Origin of the sequence: Clostridium frigidicarnis (assembly GCF_900111985.1) — a bacterium.
GTDB lineage: Bacteria > Bacillota > Clostridia > Clostridiales > Clostridiaceae > Clostridium_Z > Clostridium_Z frigidicarnis.
The window spans coordinates 97,877-105,249 of sequence record NZ_FOKI01000014.1; the positions used below are offsets into that span (position 1 = coordinate 97,877).

A 7,373-nucleotide genomic window follows, 5' to 3' on the forward strand; every position below is an offset into this window, starting at 1 on the left:
TCCATATTCTATAAGTTGGGTTATGTGTCCTTTAAAATATAAAAAGATGATGCAGTATGCCACAAAACAGACCAGCGTACTGACTTGCTATTTTTTGAATGTGCGTAAGTTAAATAATCTTAATTTATGATTCCTATTAGATTTATTTCCCTAATTAGTAGAACTCATACTCTTTCTATGTAATTACTTAAGATTAGATAATAATTTTACTTTTAATTTATTTAGAATATAATACTATTTTTAACTTATTGAAATTTTTATTAATAATAGTTTCATTTCTCACTCTAATTTATATATTTTTTATTGACAGTATTCTTGTTTTCACATAGAATTTATCTATATTAATTACGATTCAGATCAAACAAAAAACCCCATAAATGTAAAAAACAGCTTATTGAAGAAAGGATGTGAACTCATTCTTGCAACTTCACATTTTGCAAGATGTTACATTATGAAAAATGATTTAATATACCTTATACCAAGCGAAAATCACTCTAAAGAGGTTTTGTTAGAAACACTTTCTAGCCATCCTGAGATTAAATTTGTATCATTAATAGGTGTTGACCTATCCGGTAATGATACCGATGAAAAAATTCCTATAAAATTATTTATAGAAGATATTGATACATTTCTTCATGGAGCTGCTGCTCAAACAGATGGATCATCTGTAGCATTTCCCGGTATAGCCACATTAAATAATGCTAAAGTTGATATGATTGTTGACTTAAAGTGCAATTGGTTTGTTGACTATAATTATGAACATATTGACCCCCTAACCAATAAACCTATTGGAACATTAAGAATCCCCTGTTTTCTTTATCATGATAACAAAGCTGTCGATTCCCGTAATATCTTAAACAATTCTATTGAACATTTTAAAAGCACTATTTTATCATTATTAAAAAAATACCCAGAAACTTTATCTCAGTTCGGAATACAATTTGATGATATTCAGGATATAATAGCAACTTCTGCTACAGAATTAGAATTTTGGGTTAAAACACCTAATGATAATGCTGAAATTGAAGAGCTATCCACATCTGAAGTTTTACAAGAGCAATATTGGACAAGAACTAAAGGATGTGTAAGAACAGCATTAGAGCAAAGCATTATGCTTATGGAAAGTTATGGGTTAGAGCCTGAGATGGGTCATAAAGAAGTTGGTGGTGTCAAAGCTAAACTTACAGATGATGGAAGTCTCACTCATATAATGGAACAATTAGAAGTGGATTGGAAGTTCTCTACTGCAGTTCAATGTGCAGATAACGAGTTATTAGTTAGAACTTTAATTAAAGAAACTTTTAGAAGAAACGGACTAGATGTTACATTTTTAGCTAAACCTATTGATGATGTAGCTGGTAGCGGAAAGCATATACATGTAGGTATTGCTCTTAAACTTAAAAATGGAAAAAAACTAAACTTATTCTCAGCTCCTAATAATCATTTTATTAGTAATATAGGATACGGAGCTTTAATGGGAATACTTAAAAACTATGAGATTATGAATCCCTTTATTTCTTCAACTAATGATTCTTTAAAAAGATTAAAACCTGGATTTGAAGCCCCTATATGTACAGTAACATCTTTAGGTGTAGATACTTCTATTCCATCTAGGAACAGAACAGTATTGGTGGGTCTAATAAGAGATTTACAAAATCCATTAGCTACTAGATTTGAGCTTAGAAGCCCAAATCCCCACACAAACACTTATTTAGCATTAGCTGTTACTTATATGTCTATGGCAGATGGTGTAAATTACGCAATACAATCTAAAAAATCAAATGATGAGTTATTAAGTGAATTATCTAAAAAACCTGGTGATTATTCCGACTATCTTGAAAAGGGTAGATGTTACAGATCAGAGGAAGATGTTTTTGAGTATTATTCTGAAGCTGAACGTAGTGAATTTTTTGGTGTAGCTCCAGCCACAGTATACGAAAATTTAAAAAATCTTGAACTTTATAAATCTAAATTAGAAGTTTTAAAAGTAAATAATGTTTTAGATGATTCTTTGATTAATAGCTTCAAACTGGCTACTATCAACAGGTGGGTAACTGAAATTAAGCACAGATTAATAAATAATTATATAGATGAAATACGATCACTTAAACAATTACACAGTAATGATAAAGCCTTAGACTTAGATATTTCAACATGGATGTCAATAAACGAATTAAGATACTATATAATGAAAGATACTTATTCAACTAAAAGCCTCTTTACTAGAATACAAGATTGTATAACTAATAAAGATTATAATAATCTTTCATTATTACAAATAGAATTAGAAGATAAAATGATCGCTCTTAGACATTTATATTCTAACTATAAAAAAAATCTTTTAGATATATAAATATATTATTTTAAAATACCAATTTAAATACTCAATTTAAATTGGTATTTTTTATGCAATATATTCTTTGTTAAAAGATAATTTTTATGGTAGTATATAACATATATATATGTATGAGGTGTTATATGCCATGAGAATAGTTCCTATTTATTGTATAAAAGATGATTTTTTACTGGCTAAGGATATTTTTGATTTTGATGGTCGTATATTGTTAAAACAAGGGAATAGATTAAATAAAAAAACACTTGATAGCATTAAACTATTAGGCATAAACTGTTTAAATGTAGTTGACCAGAATAGTTACATAGAGCTTGAGAATATAATCAAACCTGAACTTAAAGAAAAATCATTAAACTTAATAAAAAGTACTTTTGGTAATTTATTTTCAAATAAAAAAAGCACAAAAAAAAGCAACGACTTTCAAAAAATTTTAGATTTATCCGAAGAGCTTATAGATGATATTTTAAATAGAAATGATATTTTGATTAATTTAGTTGACATAAAAACTTTAGATAATTATACATACGAACATAGTGTAAATGTAGCTATGCTTTCCTTGGTGATAGGATTAAAACTTGGATTAAATAGGGAAGATCTAAAACAACTATGTGTTGGAGCGCTATTACATGATGTTGGAAAAATGTTTATTCCAACAGAAATACTAAACAAACCCAGCAAATTATCTCAAGAAGAATTCAAAGTAATTCGATCTCATCCAATAAGAGGTTATGATTATTTAAAAAATATTGAAAATATACCTTTAAAGTCTAGACTTATAGTTATAGAACATCATGAAAAGGTAAATGGCTGTGGTTATCCACTATATAAAAAGAACAAAGAAATAAATATTCTTTCAAAGATTGTAGCAATTGCTGATGTTTACGATGCCTTAACATCTAATAGACCTTATCGTAAACCTTTAAGTCCCAATGAAGCCTTAGAATTTATATTAGGAAACGCTGGCTCACACTTTGATTTTTATCTAGTAAAAATATTTAAGTGCACTATAGTACCTTATCCTAATGGATCTTTGGTTAAACTTAATACCGGAGAAATTGCTATTGTTAAAGATAATTTTAATAATTTCCCGCTAAGACCTAACATAGAAATAATAAAAACTTCTAATAACTTTAATTTAGGCAAGAAAATTAATCTTAGAGAAAACTTATCTTTAGTTATAAATGAAGTTGCATATAATATTTTATAAAACCTTATGGATTTAGTCATAAGGTTTTTTACATTAGTAAATTTATTTTATTTTTGCTTAGTATTTCATAATTATATGTAGCCATTTGAGAAAATGGATTATTATCTATAATAAATTTAGCTTCATCAATATTTTCTGCTCTAAATATCATTGTTCCACCATTTTTATTGTAAGTCCCCGCACAGTATAAATATTTAGTTAAATTAATATTATTTTTGTTTTCTTTTAAATCCCTCTTTTGATTTCCTTTTATATAATCCATTTTATAATTAATTTTAACAAATAAACCATCCCTTTTTTGCATTGTAAATGCCCCCTCTTATTTTCTTAGTGTTAGTCTATGTATATTACCTTTTACCTTTAATTATTACTAATAATGCTTATTTTATCTGATAACTACGTCCCTAGATTAACTCAGCTAACATTCAAGTGGTGGAAAAATACCCCCTTAATGTTAGATTTGTTCTATCTGCAACTTAATTATATAGAACATATGTTCTGTTGTCAATGAAATAAATTTAACCCTATTTTTATTTCGTTGACAAAAATATACCGAAATAGTATACTAATCGGGTGTAGATTAAGAATATTGGGAGAATGATTTATGAAAATAACTCAAGAGGTAGATTATGCATTTAGAGTAATTATGTACTTATCTAAACTTGGTTTAAACCAAAAGATTGAGGCTAAAACTCTTTCACAACAAGAGAGTATACCTCATAGGTTTTTACTTAAACTTTTAAGAAAGCTTACACAGTCCAAGATAATTTGTTCTTTCAGAGGAGTTTCAGGTGGATATGCATTGAATATGAAACCATCAGAAATATCACTATATGATGTAATTATCGCAATTGATGGACCTATATTTTTAAATAGATGTTTAAACTGTCCAGAGTCTTGCAACAAATCTAATGCAGCTCACTGTGAAATTCACAAGAGCTTAGCTATTGTACAAGAAAATTTAATTAAGGATTTAAAATCCAAAACATTTGATACATTTATTAAAGAGGATTAAGGCACATTCAAAAAAATAATAAGTCAGTATGCTAGTCTATTTTGTGTCATACTTCGTCAACGATATCAGCCCATAGTCTATGCTATGAACTAATATCACTTCCTTGTCTGACACAAAATATACATTGCATATTGGACTTGTTATTTTCTTTCATGTGCCTGACCCCTTTAATTTTATGAAATAAAGTATACCTTTTTAGTGTTTATTTAGGAGGAATATAATAATGGGTAATTGTTCAAATTGTAATTTATGTAATACTGCTGATGAAAAGCTTCATAGCTTTATATCAACTTTAGATGTAGAGACTTCTCACCATAGGGTTGAGTCTCAAAAAAATAAGTGTAAATTTGGTACTCAAGGAGTCTGTTGTAAGCTTTGTGCTAATGGACCATGTAAAATAACACCAAAATCCCCAAGAGGAGTTTGTGGAGCAGATGCTCATACAATAGTTGCTAGAAATTTTTTAAGAGCTGTATCTGCTGGTTCAGGTTGCTATATACATGTTATAGAAACTACTGCCACCAATTTAAAATCTGTTGGGGAAAATAATGGGGATATTAAAGGAGTTGCAACACTTAATTATCTAGCTGAAAGTTTTGGAATAGATTGTAGCGATATACATGAAAAAGCAACAAAAATTGCTGATGTGATTTTAAAGGATTTATACAAGCCTAAATATGAAAAAATGGATCTAGTTGAAAAATTAGCCTATGCTCCAAGATTTAAAAAATGGAAAGAGCTCGGTATATTGCCTGGTGGTGCTAAATCTGAAGTATTTGATGGTATTATAAAAACATCTACCAATCTTAATAGTGATCCAGTAGATATGCTCTTAAATTCTTTAACTTTAGGAGTATCAACTGGATTGTATGGTTTAACACTTACAAATCTTCTAAATGATGTTTTACTTGGCGAGCCTGAAATAACTACTGCCCAAGTTGGCTTAAAGGTTATAGATCCTGATTATATAAATATAATGATAACTGGACATCAACATTCAATGATATCTCATCTTCAAGAGATATTAGTTTCTGAAGAAATTGCTAATAAAGCAAAAGATTTAGGTGCTAAAGGATTTAAAATTGTTGGATGTACTTGTGTCGGACAAGATCTTCAATTAAGAAGTGTTCACTATAATGAAGTATTCTCTGGTCATGCCGGAAACAACTATACTAGTGAAGCAGTACTGGCAACCGGTGGCATAGATTTAGTATTATCTGAGTTCAACTGTACTTTACCTGGAATAGAGCCAATAGCTGATAAATTCCAAGTTAAAATGCTTTGTATAGATGATGTGGCTAAAAAGGCTAATGCTGATTTCTTAGGATATTCATATGATGAAAGAGAAAATTTATCAAATAAAATAATAGCTTCTGCACTAGATAGCTATAAAAACAGGAGATCAAAAATATCCATAAATATACCTAAAGATCACGGTAATGATGATACAATAACAGGAGTAAGCGAGACTTCACTTAAGAAATTTTTAGGTGGAACTTGGAAACCATTAATAGATTTAATAGCCAGTGGCAAGATAAAAGGTATTGCTGGTGTAGTTGGATGTTCTAATTTAACAGCAAAAGGTCATGACGTTTTTACTGTTGAATTAACTAAAGAATTGATAAAGAGAGATATCCTTGTATTATCTGCTGGATGCTCATCAGGAGGACTTGAAAATGTAGGTCTTATGAGCCCTTCTGCTGCTGATTTAGCAGGTGATAATTTAAAGGAAGTATGCAAAACTTTAGGAATACCTCCTGTGCTAAACTTTGGTCCTTGTCTTGCAATTGGAAGATTGGAAATAGTTGCAACAGAGCTTGCTGAATATTTAGGAATTGATATTCCTCAGCTTCCATTAGTTTTATCTGCACCTCAATGGCTAGAAGAACAAGCTTTAGCAGATGGCGCATTTGGATTAGCTCTTGGGTTACCTCTTCATTTAGCCATACCTCCATTTATTGAAGGTAGTGATGTTGTTACTAATATCTTAACTAATGACCTTGTTAATCTAACAGGTGGAAGATTAATATTAGATGGTGAAATAGATAGTACTGCTGACACACTTGAAAAGATAATATTAGAAAAAAGAAGTGCTTTAGGATTATAGTAAAATTTTCAAGTGACGAGTTATAGTTGAAAACCACAGGTTTTCCTTAACTTGCCACTTGTCACTAATTAAAAATATATTTAACCCTAGATTTTATCATCATTTTAAAATCAAAATTTTTACATATATATATATTTCTTACCTTTCACATCTTTTAAGGGACTCCATAACTATAAATGCACATATTATAATTCCCATAACTATTCCCTTTATAGTATTGCCACTAAATCCATACTCAATTATATTGTATGCTCCAAGTGCAATATTATATATTACAAACCCATATATTCCCCACTTTTGTTTTTTTATTATAGCAAATATACACACTGCCCCCATTACTGAAGTTATTGTATATATTTTTGTATTTAAGTTGCTAATATCTCCATAAACTACATTAGCTATAACTGATGCTACATAACAAACAAACATTGCATATAATACAAAACTTATATATCTTACATTTTTATTTTTTATAGTATTCATTTTTTCTCTCCTATATTTAAGTATACTTTTGTGCATTCATATAATATCATATAAATTATTGCTATTCCACAACCAATATATACATCACTATAAGAACAAAAGTGGCTGTGCCCTTTTTAGTTGAAAGTGGATAGTGGAGAGTTTAAAGTTTAGGATAAAAATCGGATTGCTCCCCGCTATCTGGACTAAAGTTACTCATTCTAAAGTT

The 7,373-nt window shown here is 29.2% G+C and carries 6 protein-coding genes; 4 read left to right on the forward strand and 2 right to left on the reverse strand.

Annotated elements, in window-relative coordinates; genetic code table 11:
* The first annotated feature begins 451 nt into the window (after positions 1-451).
* On the forward strand, positions 452-2,353 hold the full coding sequence (locus tag BM119_RS10375) for a type I glutamate--ammonia ligase (protein ID WP_090041235.1): 1,902 nt from the start codon (positions 452-454) through the stop codon (positions 2,351-2,353).
* A gap of 130 nt (positions 2,354-2,483) precedes the next feature.
* Positions 2,484-3,560 (forward strand): HD-GYP domain-containing protein, encoded by a 1,077-nt coding sequence (locus BM119_RS10380; RefSeq protein WP_177199388.1) that lies wholly within the window; start codon positions 2,484-2,486, stop codon positions 3,558-3,560.
* Positions 3,561-3,588: 28 nt separating this feature from the next.
* Here BM119_RS10380 and BM119_RS10385 read toward each other — a convergent pair whose 3' ends face one another.
* A complete protein-coding gene (locus BM119_RS10385; RefSeq protein ID WP_090041238.1) occupies positions 3,589-3,864 on the reverse strand; it encodes a hypothetical protein in 276 nt (91 codons plus the stop codon).
* 300 nt (positions 3,865-4,164) lie between these two features.
* On the opposite strand from BM119_RS10385, the gene BM119_RS10390 reads away from it, so the two are divergent.
* Both BM119_RS10390 and cooS read left to right on the forward strand, forming a co-directional pair.
* Entirely contained in the window at positions 4,165-4,575 is a 411-nt protein-coding gene (locus tag BM119_RS10390) for an RrF2 family transcriptional regulator (RefSeq protein ID WP_090041240.1), read from the forward strand.
* 223 nt (positions 4,576-4,798) lie between these two features.
* Positions 4,799-6,682 (forward strand): anaerobic carbon-monoxide dehydrogenase catalytic subunit, encoded by a 1,884-nt coding sequence (gene cooS / locus BM119_RS10395; protein ID WP_090041242.1) that lies wholly within the window; start codon positions 4,799-4,801, stop codon positions 6,680-6,682.
* A gap of 138 nt (positions 6,683-6,820) precedes the next feature.
* Here cooS and BM119_RS10400 read toward each other — a convergent pair whose 3' ends face one another.
* The gene (locus BM119_RS10400) at positions 6,821-7,165 is read right to left on the reverse strand and encodes a hypothetical protein (RefSeq protein ID WP_090041243.1); all 345 of its coding nucleotides are present in this window, start codon (positions 7,163-7,165) and stop codon (positions 6,821-6,823) included.
* Between the last annotated feature and the right edge of the window lie 208 nt (positions 7,166-7,373).

What these genes read in the sequence shown, in the direction of transcription:
- BM119_RS10375 (WP_090041235.1), top strand. Translation starts at nt 452, where the DNA reads ATGAAAAATGATTTAATATACCTTATACCAAGCGAAAATCACTCTAAA.
- BM119_RS10380 (WP_177199388.1), top strand. Translation starts at nt 2,484, where the DNA reads ATGAGAATAGTTCCTATTTATTGTATAAAAGATGATTTTTTACTGGCT.
- BM119_RS10385 (WP_090041238.1), bottom strand. Translation starts at nt 3,864, where the DNA reads ATGCAAAAAAGGGATGGTTTATTTGTTAAAATTAATTATAAAATGGAT.
- BM119_RS10390 (WP_090041240.1), top strand. Translation starts at nt 4,165, where the DNA reads ATGAAAATAACTCAAGAGGTAGATTATGCATTTAGAGTAATTATGTAC.
- cooS (WP_090041242.1), top strand. Translation starts at nt 4,799, where the DNA reads ATGGGTAATTGTTCAAATTGTAATTTATGTAATACTGCTGATGAAAAG.
- BM119_RS10400 (WP_090041243.1), bottom strand. Translation starts at nt 7,165, where the DNA reads ATGAATACTATAAAAAATAAAAATGTAAGATATATAAGTTTTGTATTA.